Raw genomic sequence first — 23,516 nt, forward strand, 5'->3', positions numbered from 1 at the left:
CTTCGTTTTCCTCCTACTCGATTGATGGTCTTATGCAATGTTGTCGAGGAACAGCAGCAGTCTATTGGTAACATTGACGGCAGACACCCCGCTGTCGAAGTCGAGCGATACGAGATTCAGTTGCGGATACATTGCTTTCAGCTTCTTTTCAATACCTTTGGAGACGATATGGTTGGCGATGCAGCCGAAGGGCTGCAGGCTTGCCACATTGTAGACTCCTTGTTTGACCAGACTAACGATATCACTCGGCAACAGCCAACCCTCTCCAAACTGGGCGGCAAGTGACACCACTCCGTTGACATCTTTGGCATCTTCGAAAATGTTGGTGAAAGGACGGAAGAAGCGGAAGCGTGACGCAAGCGTATTGATCTTCTTCTCTCTTCTCCAGATAAGGCTGTAAACACTCTTGACGAGGAAGTCGGGTACGTGGCTGCATTTCAAGCCCATATGTTTTTGTACAATGGCATTGACAAACTCCTGAAGGAAGAATGGAGAAAGCAGGGGCGGTACTACCTCGCAACCTTTCGCTATGATGCGACGCTCAAGAAATTGATGTGCAAAGGGATTGAACTTCAGGAAGATCTCCCCGACAATGCCAACAGCCGGCACCTCTTTGTCCTCTGTAATATCATCAAAATCTTCGGCTGCCTCTGAGATCAGCTCCATCAGCGTTTTGGGATCATTGTCCAAAATGGGCTTGGCAGCTGCACTGAGATATTTGTGCCTTAGTTGCTCTGCCTGGTTACTGAATTGTCCGTCGACGATGTAAGCGTCTTTTTTTAATCTGCTCACAGAGCCGTGATAGAGTTTCGAGATGGTGTCGCTATAGAGAAAGGTGGTGACGATAATGGGTGCCATGCTCATCCATGGCACATTGAGTTCGCCGTCTTGCTCTTTGTCATCAGAGGCGCTGGTGGACACGCCCAAGGTGATGAGTGGCACGTCTGTAAATCCATTAGCATTCATGGCGCGGCGTATAAGAGCAGCGTAGTTGGTGGCACGGCACTGTCCTCCTGTCTGGGTCATGACGGCAGAAACTTCCTGTGGATTATACTTCCCTGATTTCAATGCCTTGACAAAATCGCCTACGATGAGTGTTGCAGGATAGCAAACCTCATTATTGGCATACTTGAGCCCTTGCTCTGCGCTGGTGATGTCGCTGGGCGGAAGTATTTCCACATCCCAGCCTAAGAGCTTGCAAAGTGGCGGGAGGAGCGGAGTCAGATATTCCGTAAAGTACGGTGCAAGGATTTTCTTCTGTTGTGGTCTGGCACCTCTCGATCTTGTGACAGCCTCCCGAGTGTTGTTGTCATTGTCGCGGGAGGCCGTGACGTTACGATCTGATTTCCCGTTCAGGCTTTCTATCAGTGACCTTACTCTTAGTTTCAGTGAGCCCACATTGCTCACGTCGTCTATCTTTAGCAGTGTAAAAGGTTTGCCATGACGCTTCAGGATGTCGCGTATTTCATCTTGGATGAATGAGTCGGGCCCACATCCAAAGGATGTCATCTGGATGAAATGCACGTCGTCAGCTTGCTCTGCACACCATTGCCCCGCCTTGATGATGCGGTTCATATACGCCCATTGCCTCACAAGATAGGTCTCTCCTGTACCTGCCTGCATGTTACCGCGCACAATATCTTCAGAGATGACATTCACTCCAAGTGAGGCAATCATTTCTGACAGCTTGTGTTGGATGAGTGGGTCGGTGTGGTAAGGACGTCCTACGAGCAGGATGGTAAGCCGGTGGCTGTGTCTGCTCTCAGTCAGTATCTCTTCAGCTTTGCTGTGGATTGCCTGAACATAGTCGCATTGGGCTTTGGTAGCGGCGTTGAGTGCGTTTTTCCGAATCTTTGGGGCGATACCGTAGCCTTTCAAGAAATCGTCTATCTGCTTGCTGAGAAGCTTCTCATCACGGAAGTTGATCACGGGTGACACCACCTCGTTGTGCAGGTTCATTGCAGAGCGGATGACATCAGAGTAGGCCGAGACAATAGGGCAGTTGTAGCTGTTGATGTTGCGGCTGTCGTCCTGCTGCTCAAATATCACATAAGGCATGAAGATGAACTTCTGTTGCTCCTGCGGCATCCGCGCAAGTTGTTCGTCAAGCTCCTTGACATGTGAATGTACGAGCTTGGCAGGGAAACAAATGTTGTCACTCATCACGGTGCTGAGTGCACTTTCGTAGCGTTGGAAATTACTCTCTGAACTCAGTATGACCTCAAACCCGGCCGTGGTGAAAAGTGCATACCAGAAAGGAAAGTCCTCGTACATGTTCAGTATCCGAGGTATTGCCACGACAGATTTACCCTTCTGCCGTTGGCCATTGGAGCCGGAAGAGCATCGGTCGAAAAGCAGGTGATATTTGTAGGTATAGATATTCTCGCCTTTGATTTCATGCTTCCCTTTGTTGTTGAACACCCGCTCACACTTGTTACCTGAATAGAATTTTCGGCCACCGGCAAACTGATACATAGTGACAAAACAATGGTTTTCGCAACCTTTGCAGTTGAGAAGCTTTGTACTGTAGGACGACATGTTGAGTAAATCGTCTACTTCACGACCTTCTTCGGCATTCTTGTCAGCCAATTGTGCGATGGCGTGCAGGGAGCACCCGTAAGCACCCATCATTTCCGGCATGTTGCTCCTTGCCACTTCCCTGCCGGTAAGAAGTTCGAATGCTCTGACCACAGAGTCGTTCTTCATGGTGCCGCCCTGTACGACGATGTGGTCGCCCAAAGGATCGTTACCCCGCAATTTGAGCACTTTAAACAAGCAGTTGCGCACCACGGAATAGCTCAGTCCGGCGGCAATGTCCTCCACGCTGGCTCCTTCGCGCATCACTTGTTTTACTTTTGAGTTCATAAACACCGTGCAGCGCGTACCCAGGTCACAGGGATCAGACGCGCGGCATGCTGCGTCGGCGAAGTCTTCCACCTGATAGCCAAGGCCTTTGGCAAATGTCTGAATGAAGGTGCCGCATCCCGATGAGCAGGCTTCGTTGAGCTCCATGCGTGTCACGGCACCGTTGTCCACAAAGATGGCTTTCATATCTTGTCCGCCAATGTCAAGGATGAAGCTCACGTCAGGCATTAAGTGTTCTGCTGCACGGTAATGTGCCATGGTCTCGATGATACTGGTGTCAAGGTTGAAAGCTGCTTTGATCAGTTCTTCCCCATAGCCTGTAGAGCAGGAACCGACGATATGTAGATGGGTTTTACTTTCTGTAGCTTTGTCTTGGAGCCTCGTCAGGCCGTCTTTGACGGCTTTAATGGGGTTACCAAGGTTCATCGAGTAATCAGAGAAGACGATCTCTCCGGCTTCCTTGCCTTGAGCCCTCACGGCAATGATCTTAGTAGTCGTTGAACCGGAATCGATGCCAATGACGACCTGTTCGTCGCCTTCGCGCATGGGATAGATTCTGGTGCTGTACTTTTCTTTGCTTTTCAGCCAGGTGTTGTGTGCTTCAGTAGAGGGAAATAATGGGTTGAGTTTCTCTTCTACGTCGACTTTTGGCTGATTGGTCCTGGTGAATACATTGGCATCTGCCCGAGTGTTGAGATGTGCCAAAAGCGTTTCTATACTGACAGGAGTGACGTTCCCAGCCCGTAGCGCACAACCCAAGGCGGGTATCAGGTTGCCTTCCTTAAGAACGATAAAGTCAGACAGGGACAGGTGCAGATAGTCGGCAAAGGCTTTGCGAAGAGCCGGCAGAAAGGTCAGGGGGCCTCCGCATAAGAGAATGGGTGCAGAGAAGTCGCAGCCGTGACTGAGCGTGGTAACAGTCTGCACGGCGATGCTGTGGAAGATACTTGCCGCGATGTCTGTCTCGGGAAGGTTACGCGCCATGAGGTTTTGTATGTCGGTCTTGGCGAAGACGCCACAGCGCGCTGCCATAGGATAGAGATGGGTTGATTGCAGAGCCAGGTCGTTCATGCGCTGGTTATCGCATCCCATCAGTACCGACATTTGGTCGATGAATGCGCCAGTGCCGCCCGCACAGTTGCCGTTCATGCGTAGTTCTGTGCTGTTGCCATTGAAAAAGACGACCTTGGCGTCCTCGCCACCAATATCTATCAGAGCTTTGGCCTGTGGGTAACGATTGTGTGCAAACACAGTAGCTGCGACAACCTCTTGTACGAATTCGGCATTGAGACTCTCGGCGGTAGACATGCCTACCGACCCAGTGACACAGAGGCACAGTTCGATGTCAGGGAAACGTTGTCTTATTTCATTAAGATAAGTGCCGACAAGCTCTTTAACCTTGGCGTTGTGACGCTCATATCTTGAGAAGACTATTTCGCCTTTAGGGTCGATTAGAACTATTTTGGCGGTGGTGGAACCGACATCAAGACCCGCTCTGTATGCCTTTTTCATATGTGGTAAAGCTCTATTAGTCAATAAAATTACTTGCAAAGTTACAAAAAAAAGTATGTATTGTGTTTTGTTTTTATATTATTTAATACCCTTACTTTGAGCCTTCGGACATGTATGCCGTCGTGTGACAGTTGCCGCACGATCGTCAAACAGTTGCCGCACGATCGTCAAACAATTGCCGCACGATCGTTCGACAATTGTCACATGATGGCATTCTTCTCTAAAGCAAGAAAAATGGTGGTGCAGTGAGAAGATGATGACATGGGGGCTCAGCCTTGTTTTTTCCTTTCACCTCACCTAATCAAATTTTGCTGCTTGTAATGATTAGCTGTGGTAATACATTGACTCTTAATTAAAAAAATGGGAATCTATTCGATTCCTATTGCGTACAAAAAGCGGAAGGTGAGGGATTCAAACCCCCGATACCACGTAATGGGTATACCAGATTTCGAGTCTAGCGCATTCGGTCACTCTGCCAACCTTCCTAAAACTGCGGTACAAAATTACACAAAAAATGCCGGAATACTTATGTCCCTTGATGGATTAACAATATTTAATCCATTCTTCCTTCCCTTTAGCACTCATCCTGTCACATGAAAATGCTGTCCAGCCATTATGATGGGATAGGAGGCAGAAGTGTGTAAGTTCAATAGAGAAGTATGCGAGTTTGGGATACAACGTACTGCTTTCTTTGACAACAAGCTGGAGGCACTGCTTGTGCATGTGGAGAAGTCAAGACAATCAGAGCTCTTTGCATGGTAATCTTATCTTGAGCTTGCATCTATAATAATGCCCCCCAAAAAAGTTTTATTCGTTGTTGAAAGCCTTTTCATTGAGCGCGTACCTCAGTCTGTTGCGTAGAGGAGATTGCTCTGTGATGTACTTGTCTGTTCTTTAAGCTCACGGTTCAGTTTTTGAAATTAGTGTGAGGCTTTCCACCAAGATGTTTTTTCTTTTCCTTTCAATGCAACTCTGTTTATGCTTGGATCAGAAATTGTAATTCCCGAAAAACGGTTGATTTTGATGAACAGTCCACCTCTAAAAGGATAAATAGCAGAGTAGATGGAATCAGTATGCACTGTCGATTTCACGGTTTGCGTAAGGAGAGCGTTGAAGTCGTTCAGCATATCGTTGTCTTTGCAGAGGTGTTCCACGTAATCTTTCATGTCAAAGAAAATGCTTTGATCAAAACCGTCAAGGGTTTGAAGACTGTCCAGATCATTGCTGTCAAACTGATACTTCTCATTAATCAGCTTCATCTGTGCTGCTAAGCGATCCAACTTACGACAATCAATTACTGACAGCGTGCCGCAAGGAGGATTGAATTTGGAGTAGAACTGATGAAAAGCCGCCGTGATAGTCTCATAGGCAGGAGTGGGAGAGGCAAGCGATGTCCACATAGACTGATAGGGCATACCCTCCGCCATAATTTCTGATGTGGAGCCAACAAGGAAGTTGGTCACATCTTTGAGTTGATAGGCTGTTTCCACATTGGCCATATAACAGTCATCAAAGAGGATATACTGCATCTTTAATCCTGCTTCACGGATGCCTGCATCTAGAGTTTCTATATCAGTTGCATAGCTATTCAGATCGTCCACGCTGCCATAGAATCGGGTGGGGTGCCAAAGATTGGTGCTTCCCTTTTTCGTAATGGAAGAGGCATCCCTTCTTTGCTTGGCAGCGTATGGATAGTCGGTCCAGTCATTTTTAAAGGTCCATCCCATACCGTGGCACCCGATGACCATGGCATAATTGAGCGCGAAGGCATTGCTTTTCACATCGCTGAGGATCTCTGCAATACCGTTTGCCGTAGTATAGAGGTTACCCGTGTAGCTCTTGATAGTCTTATGGTGTATCTGTTTGTTTTCTAAGGTTATCTCATACAATGACGAAGACTCTGCAGAAGTACTGAAGAAAACAAGCACTCGACCATTCATCCGCCCAGCTTTAAGGATGGCTCCCTCAATGCTATCGAGGTTTTGCATGAAATAAGAGTAAAGACCTTGATAGCCGTTGGCGGATCCCGACCATGGCATGAATACAATTGTTGTCTGTTTGTTGTAGTTGTCAGGGGCTTCCGACTCGCTGTTGCAAGCGGAGAACGATACGGTAGCAATCACCAGAACGAGCAAATACAGAACACGCTTCATGATTGTTTACATTTAAAAGCTATGAATGAGAATTACTTCTTTGCTTTGAGGGCTTTGAGGCTTTCCTCAATACTTGCGATTTTCTCTTCAGTGTCGCTCTGTTTCTTACGCTCTTTTTCGACGACAGCCTCAGGAGCGTGGACTACGAAGTTCTCGTTGGCAAGTTTTTTCTTGACGCCGGCCAAGAAGCCTTGCAAGTGCTGAAGCTCTTTCTCTTGCTTCTCTATCTCGGCGCCTACGTCAATGAGATCGCCTACAGGTACGGCAAATTCATCAGTGCCTACCATAAAGGCAGAGGCGTCTGCGTTCTTGTCGTTCACAACTACTATGCTCTTGAGATTGGCCATCTTGGTAATGATGCTAACGAAAGCAGCGTAGTTATTCTTTCCTATGGCCTGAAGCACCAATTCCTTTTTTGGAGCAATATTTTTCTCGTTGCGGATGGCTCGCACACCGGCAACGATTTGCTTCACGAGCTCCATGTCGGCACACATCTTGCGATCCTCATCATTGAGAGGGGCGACGTTCAGGCGAGATACCATAATGCTATCGCCGTCCTTGCGGTCACTGGCGTGCTGCCACAGTTCTTCCGTGATAAAAGGCATGAAAGGATGTAGCATCTGCATCAACGTCTCGAAAAAGCGCAACGTCGCCGCCATCGTGGTCTTATCTATCGGCTGTTGCTTGCCATCGACATAGGCAGGCTTGACAAGTTCCAGATACCAGGCAGAGAACTCGTCCCAGAACAAGCGGTAAACGCTCATCAGAGCCTCGGAGATGCGGTAGGTCTTGAACTGCTCGTCCATCACCGCATTGACCTCTTTGAGTTTTGCGTCAAACCATTCCACCGAGAGACGGCAGTTCTCCGGCTGAGTGATATCTGCTGTCTCCCAGCCCTTGACGAGGCGGAAGGCATTCCAAATCTTATTGTTGAAGTTGCGTCCCTGCTCGCAAAGAGTCTCATCGAAAAGAATATCGTTGCCTGCAGGAGCCGAGAGCATCATGCCCATGCGCACGCCGTCTGCACCGTACTTGTCCATGAGCGCAATGGGGTCAGGCGAGTTGCCAAGGCTTTTCGACATCTTGCGGCCAAATTTGTCGCGCACGATACCGGTGAAATAGACGTGGCGGAATGGCATCTTCCCCTTGTACTCATAGCCTGCCATAATCATGCGTGCTACCCAAAAGAAGATAATGTCGGGCCCAGTCACAAGGTCGCTCGTGGGATAATAATAGTTGATTTCTTTATTTTCAGGATCAAGTATGCCGTTGAAAAGTGAGATAGGCCATAACCAGCTTGAGAACCAAGTGTCGAGGCAGTCACTTTCCTGTTCCAGGTCGGCGGCAGTGAGTGACGGATTCTTCTCTTGGGCGAGCCTTAGGGCTTCCTCAGCCGATTCTGCTACTATGAAGTCACGCTTTCCGTCCTCCGTGGTAAAATAATAGGCTGGAATGCGGTGCCCCCACCATAGCTGACGGCTGATGCACCAGTCCTTGATATTCTCTAGCCAATATTTATAGGTGTTCTTATACTTCTTTGGGAAGAACTCAATCTCATCATTCATCACCGGAGGCAGTGCAAGGTCAGCAAAGTGCTGCATCTTAAGGAACCACTGTGTAGAGAGCTTCGGCTCGATGGGCACATTGGTGCGCTCAGAGAAACCGACCTTATTGTCATAGTCCTCTACTTTTTCCATGAGTCCCGCCTTTTCCAGATCAATGGCAATCTGTTTTCGCACATCCATGCGATCCTGGCCTACATACAGCCCGGCGGCCTCGGAAATGGTACCGTCATTGTTGAAGATGTCGATGGTTTCCAAGTGGTGTTTTAGTCCAAGCATATGGTCATTGACATCGTGTGCAGGCGTCACTTTTAAACAGCCGGTACCAAACTGGATATCGACATATGAGTCCTCAATGACCGGAATCTCGCGGTTCACCAACGGCACAATGACATGGAGGCCTTTGAGCCATGTGTTTTTCTTGTCCTCGGGGTTGATGCACATGGCTGAGTCGCCCATGATAGTCTCGGGGCGCGTGGTGGCCACGACGGCATAATAGCCTTTGGCATCTTGGTGCATCACGTTGCTTTCAGCCTTTCGTGCCACCTTGGTCTGTTCGCCAGGAGCTACATAGTATTTCAGATAATAGAGCTTGGAGTGCTCGTCTTTGTAAATAACCTCCTCATCGGAAAGTGCCGTTTTGGCTTTAGGATCCCAGTTCACCATGCGTACGCCGCGGTAGATAAGCCCCTTACGGTAGAGATCCACGAAGACATGGATCACACTTTTTGAGCGCGTCTCGTCCATTGTAAAAGAGGTACGGTCCCAGTCGCATGAGCAGCCAAGCTTGCGTAACTGTTTAAGGATAATTCCGCCATGTTCATGTGTCCAGTCCCAGGCATGCTCCAGAAACTGCTCACGTGTGAGATCGGTTTTCTTGATACCTTGTTCAGCAAGTTTGCCGACGACCTTTGCTTCAGTAGCAATAGATGCGTGGTCAGTACCTGGTACCCAGCAAGCATTTTTTCCTTCCATACGGGCACGGCGCACGAGGATATCTTGAATGGTGTTGTTGAGCATATGGCCCATGTGGAGCACACCAGTTACATTGGGCGGGGGAATAACCACCGTGTAGGGCTCGCGTCCATCAGGATGAGAAGAGAAAAGCTTGTTGTCAAGCCAGTACTGATACCATTTCGACTCTACGTGATGAGGGTCGTATTTACTTGCTAATTCCATGTATCTGTTATTTCTTTGCGTTATCTTAATAATATCAGTGCAAAATTACTAATTTTCAATATAAAACCACTAACTTTGCACAAAAATAAAGTAAAGAGTGATGCATACCAAAGAAGAAAAGCTCAAGGCCTTTGAACGCTTGTTAGACGTTCAGGAGCGACTGCGCAAGGAATGTCCATGGGACAGGGCACAGACTTTCGAAAGCCTTCGCCCAAACACCATCGAGGAGACTTTCGAGTTGTGCGATGCCTTGATGAAGGATGACCGTCCTGAGGTCTGCAAAGAGTTAGGCGACGTGATGGAGCATGTCATTCTGTATTCTGTTATGGGTTCAGAGACCGGTGACTTTGACATTGCCGATGTCTGTAATCATCAGGCCGATAAACTGATGTTTCGTCACGACTTCATTGATTGGAGAGGATGGTATGTCAGTAATCCGAATATGACGGTTGATACCTATGGTCATGTCGATTACAAAATCACCAGTACGCATGCCGACACGTCTTCAGAAGACTCACCAAAGTCTACTTTTCAGGTGGAAACATCATGGGAGCAGCGCAAGCAATTAGAGCGTGACGGCAACAAGACTGTGCTCAGTGGTGTGCCTGATGCGCTTCCATCTATTATCAAGGCCTACCGTATTCAGGATAAGGCAAGAAATGTGGGCTTCGATTGGAAAAGGCCACAGAACGTATGGGAGAAGGTGCGCGAGGAGTTGGGTGAGCTTGAGGTGGAACTCAACAGGGGCGATAAAGACCATTCGACAGAGGAATTGGGCGATTTTATCTTCAGCATCATCAATGCAGCACGACTATACCGTCTCAATCCGGACAATGCTCTAGAGCATGCCAACCGTAAGTTTATCTCACGTTTCACATATATTGAGCGCAAAGCCAAGGAACAAGGAAAAGACATCAAAGACCTTAGTCTCAATGAAATGGATAAATATTGGAATGAGGTAAAACTAAACGAACAGTAATCATCTTCACGCTATGAAAAGACGTACAGTATATTCGGCATCGTTGTCAATGATGTTTGCGTTGGCACTGTTAATGGTAAGCTGTCGCAACAAACCGCAGCAGAAGCCGATTAAAATGGAAAGCCGCCAGGAGCAGACCACTACACCCGATTCAACCGTCTATGGGGTTTGTGGCGATGGGACCATGATGCATACGCTTCAGCTGATCACTGATGCAGGCGATACCATGACCTATGCCCTTCCCGACACAGAGGATGGCTCGCAGCCTGTCGTTGGTGGACTGCTGGCAGGTGACCGCCTTGCCGTCGTGGGAGGACGACCTCTCGATGGAGAAAGAACGGCGAGAAAAGTCATTAATCTCACCACATTACAGGGGAAATGGATAAGTCTTGATAAAAACTTCGAGATTCTTGAAGGTGGTGAGGTAAAGTCGAATATCGAGGCCGAAAAGAATCCTTGGACTTCATGGAAGATATTCAATGGCAAACTGTTGCTCAACCGCGATACGTTTAACATTGATGAGCTCGGAAGCGACTCCCTCTATTTAGAAAACCATGCAGGTATCTTTGTCTATAAGAGAGCCAAATAGATTGATGATTGCGTGGAGCCGTTCAATATTCATATATTAGGCTGTGGTAGTGCACTTCCTACTCTGAAGCATGCGGCCTCGTCACAAGTCGTTGAGATACGCGGCAAGTTCTTCATGATTGATTGTGGTGAGGGCACACAGACACAGTTGCGCCGCTCCCACGTGGGCTTTATGAAGATACAGGCTGTTTTTATATCCCATCTTCATGGCGATCACTGCTTTGGACTGATAGGTCTCATCTCTACATTCGGCATGTTAGGACGTATCGCGCCGTTGCACGTTTATGCACCTGCCGCACTTAAGCCATTGCTTGATGATCAGTTGAAGCTTTTCTGCAATAGGCTTAGCTATGACGTTGTTTTCCATGCTGTTGACACGTCAAAGCATAAAGCCGTCTATGAAGACGGAAGTCTCACGGTCGAGACTCTTCCTCTCGCACATCGTGTACCGTGTGCTGGTTATCTTTTTCGTGAACGCCCAACGTTGCCGCACATCCGTCGCGATATGATCGATTGTTTTAATATTCCAGTCTCGCAAATCAACAATATTAAGATGGGTGCTGACTGGACAACAGCCGACGGGACCGTGATTCCAAATAGTCGTCTCACTCTGCCCGCAGATGCGCCACGGTCGTATGCTTACTGCTGCGACACGCGCTATATGCCGGATCTTTATCAGCTTGTAGAGGGAGTTAACCTGCTTTATCATGATTCTACTTATGATAGTTCTTGTGCCGACAGGGCAAAGATATATTATCATTCTACATCCCAACAGGCGGCCAAGGTGGCACAAGACGCACATGTGGGGAAGCTTCTTCTCGGGCATTTTAGTGCCAGGTACGACAATGAGGAAACGATCCTAAAAGAGGCGAGAGCAGTCTTTTCTAATTCGGTCCTTGCGTCGGAAGGCAAAGTGGTGGGTGTGGAATAGCAGCTATCTTTCCAGGGTGAACTTTTAATCGAGAAATCGATAAGCGAAGTAGGCCAAAGGTAACTATTTAGCGAATACCCGTCCATTCCCTTTTCGGATAGATATCACGTCTAGAAGGCTTGCTTATATCAGATATTTTTCGTGCCTTTGTATCTGTGAAACAGATAGTTATGGACATGGCAGACATGCAGAAAACCATCGATTCGTAGCATGATACGGTATGTTCTCTTAACCGTAACATTGATAAGTGTAAGCGTCTCCGCGTGTGCGTAAGGCTGTAAAAACTAAAGCCCGTGACTATTAATCATGGGCTTACTATTTAACTTTTCTTCTTCCATTTGTCAGACGACAGGTCTCTCTGTATTGTTCTATTGGTGTTTTCGGTTTCATCTGGGCTATTCTGTCAATAACGTCAGCAAAATACTCGGAGGTGTCAATGCCGTTTAGCAGACATGACAAAGTTAGCGAGTAGAACATGGCTCCCCGCTCTGCACTCTCGTTAGTAATAAAGAAACAGGGAGTTGCGCCTTGACTTTGAGACATACCTGTTCTGCTGCTCACAGAGATTATTGTCCAGGGCAGTGTCTCCACGAGTGAAAATGCCTTCCATAGCCTTCCATTCGCTATCCAGATAATGGCTTTATAAAGGTCGTCTTTGGGTGGAAGCTTTTCCTGGGGGAGTGAGAGAAATCGGTCAAGTTTCTCCCTTATTCCCCCGGGTATCGGTGGAGTGTATTCCTGTCTCCATCTGAGATTGTCCTCATTACATCTACAAAGGTAATAAAAAAATAAATGAATATCCGTAATCATCCAAATTAGTAAAGTTTATACGGCCTGGACAATCCTTGGTATAAAGTATAAAATTGTAGGCATAAGCTGCGTGACGTGATGGGTAAGCGTGGCAGTCTCTACAGGCTGTTTGACCAAGTGGAACTTGATGAAGGATTCTTCTCCACGGAGACGCCTGACAGTGAAAAATGGCATTCTCTCAAGCGTGGACATGGGAGCCAACGGAAGACGGCCGTGCTTGTCATGGCGGAAAGTTCTGTTCCTACAAACACACCAATGAAGAAGTACAGCACTGGGAAACGGGCGGTCATATCAAGATGGAAGTCATACCGGACTTGAAGACGGCTACAGAGGAAAACAAAATAAAGAAAAACGAAATGAAGAATTCTCTATAGATGCCGGAGCTGATGCCACCACAGATGCCACGAAGTCTTACGCGGCACTTACAGCGAACAAAATTGTCGCTAAGCATAAAGCATATAATAAGATGAGGGATAAGATGATGGTCGGCAAGGTGCTTCCATGGGTACATATATCCATAAGCAATGTGCAAAGAGGAGTATCCTTGACACGTATCACGATGTCAAAGCAGATTTCCTGCAGCTCTACCTCAACGAGTTCAGCTATAAGTTCAACCGAAGATATTTCGGATTTCACCTGTTCGACAGGCTTGAGCTTTGCGCATGCACTTATAGAACGAGTTTCAAGTATAGAATCTACTGATTTGGATGATTGCGGATATTCATTAAAACCATTCTAGCCCATGCCACATTCACATTTGTTACCTCTCTACGTTTGAATGGGGGTAACAAGTATTATCGAACTCGGCGCCACAACATTACATCGGTCACTTTTGTTATTCTACTTATTCTGTTTTACCTCATTAACAAGTTCCTTGCCTTCAAAGAAATCTTTGATATTCTGTAAAGTAGTGACAGCAATATTATGTAGAGCTTCTTTGGTAAAGAAAGCTTGATGCGAAGTAATGATCACGTTGGGCATCATCAGCAATAAGGCTAGTTGGTCGTCATTAATCATGCGATCACTGTGATCCTCATAGAAGAATTTTGCTTCTTCTTCATAGACATCCAGCCCGGCTGCACCTACCTTCCGTGAGCGAAGTCCTTCAACAAGGTCCTCTGTGCGAATGAGTTTTCCTCGTCCTGTATTGATAATCATCACGTCTGGCTTCATCATCTCGATGGAATCCCGGTCGATCATGTGCTTTGTTTCCAGAGTGAGCGGGCAATGCAGTGATATGATATCACTGTTTTCGTAGAGTTCCTGCAGTTCCACCAGCTTCACATCATATTTCTTGGCGAATTCCTTATCAGGGTACTTATCGTAGGCCAGTACATTCATGCCGAAACCATGAAGTATCTTCACCAGTTCTTTGGCTATTCTCCCAAGGCCGATGATACCGGCCGTCTTGCCATACATATCGAATCCAAGAAGTCCCGACAATCGAAAGTTGCCCTCACGTGTACGCTGTGTAGAACGATACACCTTCCGATTCAATGCCAGCATGAGCGTTACTGCATATTCTGCCACTGCATGAGGAGAATAAGCCGGCACTCTGACAACCTTTATCTTATTGTTAACAACTGCATTCAGATCAACATTATTGAAACCGGCGCAGCGAAGAGCGATAACTTTCACTCCGATAGCCGCTAGCTGCTCAATGACAGGAGCTGTCAATTCATCGTTGACGAATACGCACACAGCTTCCTTATCCTTGGCAAGCTCTACAGTATCCAGTGTCAGACGCTCCTTATAATAATGGATGTCAAAACCAAAATCTTTATTCCATTCATTGAACGACTTTTGATCATAAGAATGGGTATCGAAAAATGCAATCTTCATAAGCCTCTGTTGTTTTGCTGTTGTTATAGACTAATGTGAGTCCGATGAATTATAAGTATCTATAAATTTGGTGATTAGCGAAATTTGTTGTAACTTTACAGTACTGGATTACAAAAGATTACAAACAAAAGTTGCTATGATCACTGGGACAAAGTTACCAAAATTTCTTGTATGGCAGATAATTTCTGCAAGTTTTTTTTGTTCTTCCGTTAAATGCGTAGATAGTTTGTTGATATATATTAAAGGAGTTGGTATTTGGTATTATGTATCTTTGTAGTGACCAAATTCCGAGAACATGGATACCAGCATAATGATGCAAAATGTCTTGGGAAAAATTCTTCCTTCACAAGTGCGTAGGGTTACGAGAAATTGACTATCTCTGCCGAGCGTTTTTGGGGGAAGTCGCTATTCGGGTCTCAAGCTTCTGGGCATGAGCGTAACACAGCCTACTTCACCTATTTATTCCGTCCCACATAGTACTGCAGGATGATCTACACGACGAACTGGATAGATCGTCTGAACCGATGTTACAAGCGGATGCTGAAGATGAGGGCCTCGATGCCCTCATCCAAAGTCACAATCGTTGTCTTAGGATCGGGTAGCCTTCGAGAAGACAAGCACGACCTATGCCTGAAGATTTGGGAGTGTTCGCACAGATGAGATTAAGAAATGGAACAAAAACGAATAAGACACAGATGGGCTTACACACTTTTGGGGACACTACCAATAAAAAGGTGAGGAGGAGGAATACTAATAATTTTTACTCGCTTAAGAGGTGCGTGGCGGAGTCGAACCGCCTTGAGTGGTTTTGCAGACCAGTACCTAACCGTTCGGACAACGCACCGTTTCTGATTTCCGAGTGCAAAGGTAAGGATATTTTAATCAACCGCCAAAAGTTTTCGAATATTTTTAATAAAAAAGAGGCTGCCATAGAGCAACCTCTTTCTATAGAATGTTGAGTTTCGACATTTAGATGACTTCACTCCAATCCTCTGCAGCCTTACGAATGTATGACTGGTAGCGGCGCTGTGCGCTCTTCTTTGTCTCATCGAAGAGTTCCTCAGCCTGGGTCATGAATACCTTCTTCAGAGAAGAGAAGCGAACCTCCCCCATGAGGTAATCGTGGAACTTATCCCAATCTGGTGCCTTGGAATCGAGCTGGAACGGGTTCTTGCCTTCCTTGGCGAGTTCAGGGTTGAAACGCCACAGATGCCAGTAACCACACTCAACAGCGAGAGCTTCCTCATGCTGTGAACGTCCCATGCTGCGTCTATCTTCCTTAGAACCCTTGATACCGTGGTTGATACATGGAGCATAAGCGATGACGAGTGATGGGCCTGGATAAGCCTCAGCTTCACGGATAGCCTTCAGCGTCTGTGCATTGTCGGCACCCATAGCTACCTGTGCAACGTAAACGTAGCCGTAGGTTGTCTCCATCAGACCGAGATCCTTCTTGCTCACGCGCTTACCGCTGGCGGCAAACTGAGCGATGGCACCCAGAGGTGTAGCCTTAGAGCTCTGACCACCCGTGTTAGAGTAGACCTCAGTATCGAGCACAAGGATATTGACATCCTGACCTTGGGCCAATACATGGTCGAGACCGCCGTAGCCGATATCATAGGAAGCACCGTCACCACCGATGATCCATTGAGAACGCTTTACGAGGTAGTGGTCGAGCGTCTTCAGCTCCTTAGCGCACTCGCAGCCGGCCTCGGCATCCTTCTCAATGAGCGGCTTCAAAACGGCAGCAGCAGCCTTAGAGCCGTCAGCGTCGTCCTTGTTCTCAATCCACTGCTTGGCAGCAGCCTTGAATTCCTCGGAGGTCTTCTCACTCTCAATTTTATGGTTCAGCAGCAGCTCGATACGGGTGCGCATCTTCTTGTTGGCAAGCGCCATACCGAGACCGAACTCGCAGAAGTCCTCGAACAGTGAATTGTTGAAGGCCGGTCCCTGCCCCTTTTCGTTCTTGCAGTAAGGCATAGAAGGAACAGAAGCAGAGTAGATAGACGAGCAACCGGTAGCGTTGGCGATCATCTCACGGTCACCGAAAAGCTGAGAGATGAGCTTCACATATGGGGTCTCACCGCAGCCTGCACAAGCACCGGAGAACTCGAAGAGCGGAGTAGCAAACTGAGAGTTCTTGGGATTCTGCCTGACGTCTACGAGATCCTGCTTAGATTTCACGCTCTTAACGAGGTACTGCCAGTTAGCAGCTTCCTTCTTCATCTCTGCTGAATCTGGATCGAATGGCACCATCTTCAAGGCTTTTTCACCCTTCTTACCTGGGCAGACATCGGCACAGTTGCCGCAGCCGAGGCAGTCGAGGACAGAAATCTCAATACGGAATTGCATACCCTTGAGCTGCTTCGGAGCGAGGACGTCAATGGTCTTTCCGTCGAAGCCAGCAGCCTCCTTGTCGTCCATGACGAACGGACGGATACAAGCGTGAGGACAAACGAATGAACACTTGTTACATTGGATACAGTTGTCTGGATTCCAGTCAGGCACGAAAGCCTCGACGCCGCGCTTGTCATAAGCAGCAGTACCTACCTCCCAGCGACCGTCTGTGGTATCGTTCTTCACGAAGTCAGAGACTTTCAATAAGTCACCGGCCTGTGCGTTCATCGGGCGTACGAGCTCGTTGACAAATGCAGGCGCGTCGTCTTTGGCAGCTGTGTCGTCCGGCAGGTTAGCCCATGCGGGATCAACAGTCAGCTCCTTGTACTCACCGCCGCGGTCTACGGCAGCATAGTTCTTATCGACGACATCCTGACCTTTCTTGCCATAAGACTTCACGATGAAGGCTTTCATCTGCTCCACGGCGAGATCGATAGGAATGACTTCTGTGATGCGGAAGAAGGCAGACTGCAGGATGGTATTGGTGCGATTACCCAAGCCAATCTCCTGGCCGATCTTCGTAGCGTTGATATAGTAAACCTTAATGTTGTGCTTAGCAAAGTACTTCTTCACCTTGTTAGGGATGAAGTTGACGAGCTCCTCTCCATCAAAGATAGTGTTGAGCAGAAAAGTACCATTGTCGCGCAGACCACGGGTCATGTCGTACATGTGTAGGTAAGCCTGTACGTGGCAAGCTACAAAGTTAGGAGTATTTACTGAATAAGTAGAGTGGATAGGCTCGTCGCCGAAACGGAGGTGGGAGCAGGTGAAGCCCCCCGACTTCTTAGAATCGTAAGAGAAGTAAGCCTGGCAGTATTTGTTCGTGTTGTTACCAATGATCTGCACAGAGTTCTTGTTGGCACCCACGGTACCGTCAGATCCCAAGCCGTAGAACTTAGCCTCGAAGAGGCCTTCGCCGCCCATGGGAATCTCTGGAACCTCAGGCAAGGAAGTGAATGTCACGTCGTCGATGATACCCACGGTGAAGTGGTTCTTTGGCACGTTGAGCTCGAGGTTATTGAACACAGAGATGATCTTAGCCGGAGTGGTATCAGAAGAACCGAGACCATAACGTCCACCCACGATGAGCGGCTTGCGCGGATCCTCATAGAGAGCGCTCTTGACGTCGAGATACAAAGGCTCGCCCTCAGCTCCCGGCTCCTTGGTACGGTCAAGCACAGCGATGCGTTTCACTGTCTCAGGCAGTGCCTTGCGGATAGCCCCGACAGAGAATGGTCGATAGAGGTGTACAGCCACCATACCGACTTTCTTGCCCTGCTTTGTCAGGTAGTCGATAGCCTCACGTGCAGCTTCAGTAGCCGAGCCCATCAAAACAATGACATTCTCAGCATCCTTAGCGCCATAGTAGTTGAACAGGTGATATTCGCGACCGGTAATCTTGCTGACCTCAGCGAGGTGCTTCTCCACAATCTCAGGCACCTTGTCGTAATAAGCGTTGCAAGCCTCACGGTGTGTGAAGAATGTCTCAGGGTTCTCAGCGGTACCGCGTGTGTCAGGGCGTTCGGGGCTCATGGCACGGTCACGGAAGCGCTGGATCCACTCAGGGTTCACCAGCGGGCGGATATCCTCCATATCCATCTCCTCTACCTTGTGATACTCGTGAGAAGTACGGAAGCCGTCGAAGAAATTGATGAAAGGAACCGAACTCTCAAGTGTAGAGAGATAAGGCACTGCAGAGAGGTCCATCACCTCCTGTACTGAACCGGAGCAGAACATAGCGAAGCCGGTCTGGCGGCATGCCATCACATCCTGGTGGTCACCGAAGATACAGAGAGCGTGCGAAGCTAGTGTACGTGCAGAGACATTGAATACACACGGCAGGAGCTCACCGGCGATCTTGTACATATTCGGGATCATCAAAAGGAGACCCTGAGAAGCAGTATAGGTAGAAGTCAGCGCACCGGCTTGCAGAGAACCGTGGACGGCACCGGCAGCACCGCCTTCCGATTCCATCTCCTGCACAGAAACTGTCTGGCCAAAGAGGTTTTTGCGCCCCTTTGCAGCCCACTCATCCACATGCTCTGCCATAGGAGATGACGGAGTGATGGGGTAAATGGCTGCAACCTCAGTGAACATGTAGCTCACATGGGCGGCGGCGGTATTACCGTCGACCGTCACAAATTTCTTTTCTTTTGCCATTTTACTTAAAATAGAAATTAATGTTGTTGTATTATTACTTTTGTTTTCGCTTAACAGCTTTATTGTATTTAATAGAGGAAACCGAACAACCACAGTGGAACTTGATTGTCGTGTCCAATCTCTGTATTGTATCGTGCGTAGTAAGTATCTTTATTGAAACGAGTCTTGAGCGTTGATTTTGCATCACATATCTTAAATTTCTTCTTCCCGTCAATGAGATAGCATTGTGGTTTGGCGCTTTGGTTGACAATGTGGTCTTTCCACATAGTGTTGACAAAAAATGTCTCCATCAGTTCTTGCTGGACAACCGTGATAGGGTAAATGGCATAAAGAAGATTAGGATTATGCATCATCACTTTTGCGGGCTTTTTGGGGAAGTCCATATTTGGATAGTAGATCATGTTAAGCAATCGGGCATCAGTGAGATACTTGATATAATTCATCACGGTGGCGCGGCTTGTGGTGATCTGCTGAGCGAGTTGGCTGACATTAGGCGTGACGGGTCCTTCCAAGGCGAGAAGATAAAAGAGCTTTTTGATTTTAGCAAGATATTTAAGCTCTATCTGCTTGATAAGCAGAATGTCTACCTCCGTCATCATATTCATGGTCTTGAGCAGGTTCTCACCAAAGTTACGATGCTCAAGGAAGAACGGATAGAACCCATGGTGTAAATAGTCAGCGAAATATTTTAATGGACTGACCACAGGAAGTATTTTCTTTGCGATACGCTCGTGATTGCCAAGTATTTCATCAAGAGAGTAAGGGAGAAAGTGCGTGCCGGCTGTAAGATTAAGAAATTCACGAAAGGAGAGTCCTCTGAGATAATAAAATTTCAGAATATCTTTAATGGAAGGATAATCCGTTTTTAGACGCATTACGCTGGAGCCTGTGAACACAATCCTTAATTCTGGATAGAGATCGTAACATTTACGCAACTCCTGACTCCAATTTGGTTGCTTGAAAATTTGGTCAAGGAGCAACACCTTTCCACCTTGCTGAACGAATCTTCCTGCAAAATCGGCAATGCCATTTCCCTGAAAGTAGAAGTTGTTCATGTTTACGTACAGACAGTGGCGGTCATCTTTTCCAAACTTCTCTTTGGCATATTCAAGAAGGAAAGTGGTCTTTCCAACGCCTCTCGTACCTTTGATACCGATAAGCCGATGGCTCCAGTCAATCTCGTCCATAAGTCCACGACGTACCGCCGCGTTAGTATGTTCAACGAGGTAGGCGTGGGTTTTAAAGAATGATTCCATCAACTCCATATGCGTGATTTGTGTTTGCAAAGATACAAAGTAATTTTAGGTTTGCAAAGTCCACATTACAAAAGTTTCCTTTTTTAGTCTTTTTTAATGAAGCTTTTTCTTCGATTATTTCAAGCTTTCTACATGGTTTAAAAGTTTATTGCTAATTTTGCCAAATGAAAGCTGGTAAGGCCTCAGGCTTTTTTCTCAGCCTTCTATAGTTGTCAGAAAAAAGTATTGATGAGGATTCTTGTTTTTAATCCGGAGCATGACATTGCTTTGGCTTCCAATTTGGACCATTTCACACCGCCACATGCCGCTCGCAATCTGCGTCGTGACCTGTCGTTTTTGCCTGCCCTGTGGGCGGGTGAAAACGATTATGTACTCGTAGATGATGTGGACGCAGCTTGGAATGGATTTAGAAAAACAGGTATAATAAAGAATTGTAATTTTATAGTTACAAGTGAGTTGAATACTATTTCTTCGTCTAATTCTTTAATTGTTTTTGAACCTTGGGGTTGGGATTCAGCAATAAGAAAAAATCTAATTCAAGCGGGAGTGCAATCCTCTTTGCTGCCTGACGATACGCATCTGAATATGATACGGCAGACAAGTCATCGGGCATGGGCTGCGGAGCATCTGCTCAGACCTCTTAGACAAATGGTCAATTCAGTTGGTTTATCCGAAACAGCACATTCCATGGCGGAGGTAAGGCGATTCCTGGCTGTCCATCATCAGATGGTACTTAAAGCGCCATGGAGTTGCAGTGGAAGGGGGATAAGATATGTGTCAGATGGTTTTGATAATGGCTTCGTGTCTTCTTTTGGCTTGACAAAGCAGATGGAAGGATGGGTTAACAATGTTCTCGCTCAGCAAGGCTGTATTATGATGGAGCCATATTATAATAAGGTGTCTGACTTTGGTATGGAATTTTTCAGCGATGGTCATGGTCATGTCAGATACTGTGGTCTGTCGGTCTTTAAGACGATCAACGGTTTCTATGCGGGCAATATGATTGAGGATGAACCGGCTAAAGAACAAGAACTGAGGAAATACATATCCTTGTCTGTTCTGGAAGCAGTTCGGCAAGACATCATCAAGCTGCTATCGGTTGAGCTCGGTCAAAAATACGAAGGTCCGTTTGGCATAGACATGATGTTGGTAAACAAAGATGGCACCATTGTGTTACATCCTTGTGTAGAGCTCAATCTTCGGATGACCATGGGCCACGTGGCATTGCATCTCTCTCAGGTGGAGCAGAGACAACGGAAATTGATGCGGATGATATATAGTGGCGGTAAATATAAGTTAGAATTGTATTAAAACTTCCATTTTACCTGTATTTCTGCATCAGTCATAGTAGATCTGTCAATCTCTTGTAAGCCAGAGGAGATGACAGCCCGATTGAAGTAGTGTGTACTACTGCATTTGCAGATGAGAGTCAGATCTTGGCAGATGTCCGCTCTCAGATTGAGCGCAAGCCTTAGACCTCTTCCATAGAAGGACGGGAATGAAAGCGTGTACAATAGACCAGGTTCATGTATGTAAATCCGCGAATTGTAGTCGTCAGTGTTAAAATAGCCTGCCATTCCCGTGATCCTTAGCCATTTAAGCTGCCATTTGATGCTTTCAGATGCCATCATGCCCTGGCTCTTGTTGCCTTGGTGGCATATGGACATATCGACTTGAGTGTTCAGCGTTAGTCCCCGATGAGAATAAATGACGCTTACTCTTGCTCGGTTATCAAACTTCCTCGTCAGATATTTATCGTCCTTACTTTGCAACTCTTTCATTTTCATCCGATATCTAAGCAGGAATTCCCAACATCCTTTTGAGGCGTCCAACTGTAAGAAGTTGTCCCATCTGTGGGTTGAACCAGCTGTTTGATACTTTGGCCATGCAAAGTAGGCAACATCGGTGTAGAAAGATAACTCGGCCCCATTCCAGGGAAGCCATTTCCCGCCAAGAAAGATGCCGCTCTCATCATTGACGATGCCCCCTTCATTGACACTGTTGGCGTGCAGTGCCTGATATTTGTAAGGATAATAGCGCTGGAGTGTGGATAGAGTCAGGCGTGGAGATAATTCATAGCTTAACAGGTTGACCGTAGCTATTTGCGAGTTTTTGTCTATAGCTGTCTCTCCACTGATTATCAGTCTATTGCTTAGATAGCCATAATCAATGCTCACATTATAGAAGTCATAGCCCTCAGGAAACCATTGTCTGTATTTCTGGCCATTACACATCTGCAGCTTTCGATTGAATGAAGCGTACAGACCTGTGATGCCTGCGTGAAAACCATTGACCATCCAGTTGATATTACCTCCAATGAGTGTTTCTGCGGTATTTTTTCTCCGATTCATCTCACTGACTGTGCGATGATACCCCGATTTCAAAATAGTCACTACCGATGATGAGTCCTTATTTAGAGTCGCGTCTATTTTGCGGTATGAGGCAAAAGCGGTTAGATCAAGTCCTTTGGCTATTTTAAAAGTTGCGGCAGCTCCTTGTAAGTAGTTACTCTCAGTTCGACTGCTGTGAGCGAAGATATGGCTTGTAGAGCTCATTAGAGTGGACATGGTGGCAAGTTTCCCGAATCCGTAGCCATTGTTGAGAATGAGTCCCATGCCGAAGCGAAGACGGTATCTGCCTACAGCGAGCGCCTTTAGCCGTCGGATGTCTCTTAACAGCAGATAATAGCTGTAAAAATCGTAGCCATATTTGTTGTTCCCCTTGAAGAAAGGTTCACCTGCATCTTGTGAAGCGGTCAGCCCAAGTTTAAAGTGAGACCCATAGTTGAAAGTATATCTCAGCCAATGCTTGTATTTGGAGCCAAGGTAGCCCTCCCCAAAGCCTTTGCGGGTATAGAAAGGTATGGCTAAGTCTGCCAAGAGAGTGCTTTTGCCATATTTTAGAATTCTATTCAGGCTGGGGATGGAGTCGGCAGGAGCTGACGGATTGATAATGATGAATTGCTTCAAAAGTGTGATGGTCTGCCGGTCGAGCGATTCTATCAGATTGAGTTCCATGGTGCTCTCAATTCTTCTGACCTTGTCACGGTATTCTAATAGGTCCATGGCCTGTTGGGCGGAAAGGAAAGGGAGTTGTTCGAGTTGCTCTCGTGTACAATTGTTAATGTCAAGCTTGTTCTCGGACAGGTCAGAGAGCTCTTCATAAATCTGTTCAAGGCTCCCGTCATCGATGTTTTCGGTCTCAGCCATTCTTTCGAGATAGTTTTCCCATGTCGAGTGACTCTGAGCCGGCAGTAGTGAAGGGAGAAGTATTGCTACGGCA

General features: G+C 47.0%; 12 protein-coding genes, 2 tRNA genes and 1 pseudogene. 5 read left to right on the forward strand and 10 right to left on the reverse strand.

The features are described 5' to 3' along the window. Positions 1-30: 30 nt before the first annotated feature. From PREMU_RS05735 to PREMU_RS05745, 4 genes are all read right to left on the reverse strand, one after another. Positions 31-4,377, reverse strand: a complete 4,347-nt coding sequence (locus PREMU_RS05735) for an acyl-CoA dehydratase activase-related protein (protein ID WP_007573822.1) — start codon at positions 4,375-4,377, stop codon at positions 31-33. A gap of 396 nt (positions 4,378-4,773) precedes the next feature. Continuing rightward, positions 4,774-4,862: transfer RNA gene (locus PREMU_RS14930), tRNA-Ser, on the reverse strand. Between the two features lie 435 nt (positions 4,863-5,297). Then, positions 5,298-6,530, reverse strand: a complete 1,233-nt coding sequence (locus PREMU_RS05740) for a clostripain-related cysteine peptidase (RefSeq protein WP_007573824.1) — start codon at positions 6,528-6,530, stop codon at positions 5,298-5,300. A gap of 32 nt (positions 6,531-6,562) precedes the next feature. Further along, a complete protein-coding gene (locus PREMU_RS05745) occupies positions 6,563-9,271 on the reverse strand; it encodes a valine--tRNA ligase (RefSeq protein ID WP_007573826.1) in 2,709 nt (902 codons plus the stop codon). 100 nt (positions 9,272-9,371) lie between these two features. Between PREMU_RS05745 and mazG the strand changes: the two genes are divergently transcribed. From mazG to PREMU_RS05760, 3 genes are read left to right on the forward strand one after another with little or no spacing between them, the layout of a single operon-like run. Beyond that, a complete protein-coding gene (mazG, locus tag PREMU_RS05750; protein ID WP_007573828.1) occupies positions 9,372-10,250 on the forward strand; it encodes a nucleoside triphosphate pyrophosphohydrolase in 879 nt (292 codons plus the stop codon). 13 nt (positions 10,251-10,263) lie between these two features. Next, positions 10,264-10,839, forward strand: a complete 576-nt coding sequence (locus PREMU_RS05755) for a lipocalin-like domain-containing protein (RefSeq protein ID WP_007573832.1) — start codon at positions 10,264-10,266, stop codon at positions 10,837-10,839. A 12-nt stretch (positions 10,840-10,851) separates the two neighbouring features. Beyond that, positions 10,852-11,769: a ribonuclease Z gene (locus PREMU_RS05760; RefSeq protein ID WP_007573834.1), complete on the forward strand. Its 918-nt coding sequence runs from the start codon at positions 10,852-10,854 to the stop codon at positions 11,767-11,769. Positions 11,770-12,084: 315 nt separating this feature from the next. Here the strand turns inward: PREMU_RS05760 and PREMU_RS16060 are convergent, their stop codons facing one another. Continuing rightward, positions 12,085-12,579: a hypothetical protein gene (locus PREMU_RS16060; RefSeq protein WP_040558051.1), complete on the reverse strand. Its 495-nt coding sequence runs from the start codon at positions 12,577-12,579 to the stop codon at positions 12,085-12,087. Between the two features lie 60 nt (positions 12,580-12,639). Between PREMU_RS16060 and PREMU_RS05770 the strand changes: the two are divergent. Next, positions 12,640-13,281: pseudogene (locus PREMU_RS05770) on the forward strand (IS1595 family transposase); the annotation flags it as partial. Positions 13,282-13,419: 138 nt separating this feature from the next. On the opposite strand, the gene PREMU_RS05775 reads toward PREMU_RS05770, so the two are convergent. The 4 genes from PREMU_RS05775 to PREMU_RS05790 form a co-directional block, all read right to left on the reverse strand. Continuing rightward, complete coding sequence (locus PREMU_RS05775; RefSeq protein ID WP_007573836.1) at positions 13,420-14,421, reverse strand: 2-hydroxyacid dehydrogenase; 1,002 nt, start codon at positions 14,419-14,421, stop codon at positions 13,420-13,422. A gap of 773 nt (positions 14,422-15,194) precedes the next feature. Continuing rightward, positions 15,195-15,265 (reverse strand) — tRNA-Cys (locus PREMU_RS14940). A gap of 125 nt (positions 15,266-15,390) precedes the next feature. Beyond that, entirely contained in the window at positions 15,391-18,978 is a 3,588-nt protein-coding gene (gene nifJ / locus PREMU_RS05785; protein WP_007573839.1) for a pyruvate:ferredoxin (flavodoxin) oxidoreductase, read from the reverse strand. Between the two features lie 68 nt (positions 18,979-19,046). Continuing rightward, positions 19,047-20,234 carry an AAA family ATPase gene (locus tag PREMU_RS05790; protein ID WP_040558680.1) on the reverse strand — a complete coding sequence of 396 codons (1,188 nt, stop codon included), beginning with the start codon at positions 20,232-20,234 and terminating at the stop codon, positions 19,047-19,049. Between the two features lie 228 nt (positions 20,235-20,462). Here PREMU_RS05790 and PREMU_RS05795 point away from each other — a divergent pair, with 228 nt between their 5' ends. Then, positions 20,463-21,545 carry an ATP-grasp domain-containing protein gene (locus PREMU_RS05795; protein ID WP_007573841.1) on the forward strand — a complete coding sequence of 361 codons (1,083 nt, stop codon included), beginning with the start codon at positions 20,463-20,465 and terminating at the stop codon, positions 21,543-21,545. Here PREMU_RS05795 and PREMU_RS05800 read toward each other — a convergent pair. Continuing rightward, complete coding sequence (locus tag PREMU_RS05800) at positions 21,542-23,443, reverse strand: ComEA family DNA-binding protein (protein ID WP_156803971.1); 1,902 nt, start codon at positions 23,441-23,443, stop codon at positions 21,542-21,544. The two genes, PREMU_RS05795 and PREMU_RS05800, sit on opposite strands and share 4 nt — an antisense overlap. Between the last annotated feature and the right edge of the window lie 73 nt (positions 23,444-23,516).

This window comes from Hallella multisaccharivorax DSM 17128 (genome assembly GCF_000218235.1).
Lineage (GTDB): Bacteria > Bacteroidota > Bacteroidia > Bacteroidales > Bacteroidaceae > Prevotella > Prevotella multisaccharivorax.